The 1894-nt window shown below is 61.5% G+C and carries 3 protein-coding genes and 1 pseudogene; 2 read left to right on the top strand and 2 right to left on the bottom strand.

Annotated elements, in window-relative coordinates; genetic code table 11:
• Together ABYA88_RS16320 and ABYA88_RS16315 are read left to right on the top strand one after the other, a co-directional pair.
• Window positions 1–424, top strand: a pseudogene (locus ABYA88_RS16320) (hypothetical protein); the annotation flags it as partial.
• Between the two features lie 48 nt (window positions 425–472).
• Window positions 473–937, top strand: coding sequence for a DUF3429 domain-containing protein (locus ABYA88_RS16315; protein ID WP_373188435.1), 465 nt, complete (start codon window positions 473–475; stop codon window positions 935–937).
• An 8-nt stretch (window positions 938–945) separates the two neighbouring features.
• On the opposite strand, the gene ABYA88_RS16310 is transcribed toward ABYA88_RS16315, so the two are convergent.
• Window positions 946–1287, bottom strand: a complete 342-nt coding sequence (locus tag ABYA88_RS16310) for a zinc ribbon domain-containing protein YjdM (protein ID WP_373188434.1) — start codon at window positions 1285–1287, stop codon at window positions 946–948.
• Window positions 1288–1333: 46 nt separating this feature from the next.
• A partial coding sequence (locus ABYA88_RS16305) for a DJ-1/PfpI family protein (protein WP_373188433.1) occupies window positions 1334–1894 on the bottom strand: 561 nt, incomplete at its 5' end.

Below are 1894 nucleotides of genomic sequence, written 5' to 3'. Positions count from 1 at the left end.
TACCGACTGGCAGCGCATCGGTCTGATCCTGTTGGGATGTGTTGCGCTGGTGATGATACCGCTGGCTCTCTGGACCCTGCGACCGGGCCGGCTGCCCCAGGATCCGCGACGCAGGTCATGGGCCCGGCTGGATCGACGTCTGCAGCGGCTCGGACTGCAAGCTGTGCGTGGAGAGGGGCCCCGCGCCTGGCAGGCGAGGCTGGATCAGGCCTTGCCAGGGTGTCGTGTCGAGCTTGAGGCCTTTTTTGATGAGTACGTGCATCAGTCCTATGCCAGCGGCGGCGACCAGCCCGACAGGGCCATGCAGCAGCGGCTACGCAGTCTCGAGCGGTCACTTTGTTCCTGCCTGCCGCGCAAACCACCGCGTGGTGCCATACGTGCACTGGACACGGGTGACTTGCCGGGGCGCTCCTCCGGCTTATAATGGGACGTACAGCCAATCGGGCGACTCTCACTCTGCCGCGGAGCATCCATGCATCCTTTCAGCGCTATCAAACCGCCACCTCTGGCTGTCGGGCTCGGGCTCGCCGGCCTGATTCCCTTTGTCAGCGCAGCTCTGGGCCTCTGGTTGACGCCCGAGGCATGGCGCGAGCGGGTACTGGAGGAGCTGCTCAATTACGCTGCAGTGATTCTCGCCTTCATGGGTGCGATTCACTGGGGGCTTGCCATGCGAGCCGACGAGGCCAGCGATCAGGCGCCGGTACAGCTCGGGCTTTCAGTGATTCCGCCGCTGCTGGGTTGGGTCGCGTTGAGCCTGCCGATCGATCTGGCGTTGCCGGTATTCTTTGTCGCCTTTGCCGGGCTGTATTTTGCAGACATCTGGGCAGTCAACCATGGGCTCGCCCCGGTATGGTATCCGGCGCTACGCAAGCCGCTGAGTTTTGTGGTGATTGCCTCTCTGCTGATTGCCTGGCTGGCAACCTGGGTCAACAGGTAACCTGCAGTTCAGGACTTCTTGACGAAAACGGACTTGAGTTTCATCGGGCCGATGCCGTCGATCTTGCAGTCTATGTCGTGATCGCCATCCACCAGGCGGATGTTCTTCACCCTGGTCCCGACCTTGACGACCAGGGAGGAGCCCTTGACCTTCAGGTCCTTTATGACGGTGACCACGTCTCCGTCCTGCAGAGGGTTACCGTTGGCATCGCGAATCACCGATTCAGCGTCCGTAGCTGCAGATTCTGCATCTGCTGACCACTCATTACCGCATTCCGGGCACACCAGCATTGCGGCATCCTGGTAGGTGTATTCGGACTGGCATTCGGGGCAGGGCGGTAAATCACTCATGGGGTAACAGGCACCGGGGCTGGAAGGGAGGCGAGATGATGACCAGTCAATCAGCTTCTGTCCAATCGAACTCCATCTGCCTTGCAGTAGCGACAGCGAGTTCGCGACCGGCCAGTCTTTGCACCAGATGCAGGCTCATGTCGATGCCGGCGGAAATGCCCGCTGAGCTGACGATCTGTCCTTCGTCTACCCAGCGTTGCCCGGACTCGACTTTTACTGCCGGAAATTGCGCGCGAAGGTCAGCGATATCTTCCCAGTGGGTGGTTGCCGAACGATTGTCCAGAAGTCCGGCTTTCGCCAGCAGGAAGGCGCCGGTACACACCGACGCGACAATACACCGCGGCGCGGTGCTCCTGATCCAGTCGATGATATGCAGTTTTTCCAGCTCGGCGGTAACGACCCCGCCAGGGATGATCAGTAAATCGAGCGGGGGGGCCTCATGCGGTGCGCAGTCGCTCTGGATCAGCAAGCCTGCCCGCGCACGCACAGGGGAGGTCTCGGACAGCAGGCTCACGGCAAATTGCGGTGGTTCGTCAGGATGGGCGCGCGACCGGACCCGTGCGGCGGTAGTGAATACCTCGAAGGGTCCGGCAAAATCGAGCACTTC

It is taken from the genome of Halopseudomonas sp. (assembly GCF_041579695.1).
GTDB lineage: Bacteria > Pseudomonadota > Gammaproteobacteria > Pseudomonadales > Pseudomonadaceae > Halopseudomonas.
This window is presented reverse-complemented; position numbering and strand designations above follow the sequence as displayed.

Coding starts and splice junctions, on each gene's coding strand:
- ABYA88_RS16310 (WP_373188434.1), bottom strand. CDS start 1,287: ATGAGTGATTTACCGCCCTGCCCCGAATGCCAGTCCGAATACACCTAC.
- ABYA88_RS16315 (WP_373188435.1), top strand. CDS start 473: ATGCATCCTTTCAGCGCTATCAAACCGCCACCTCTGGCTGTCGGGCTC.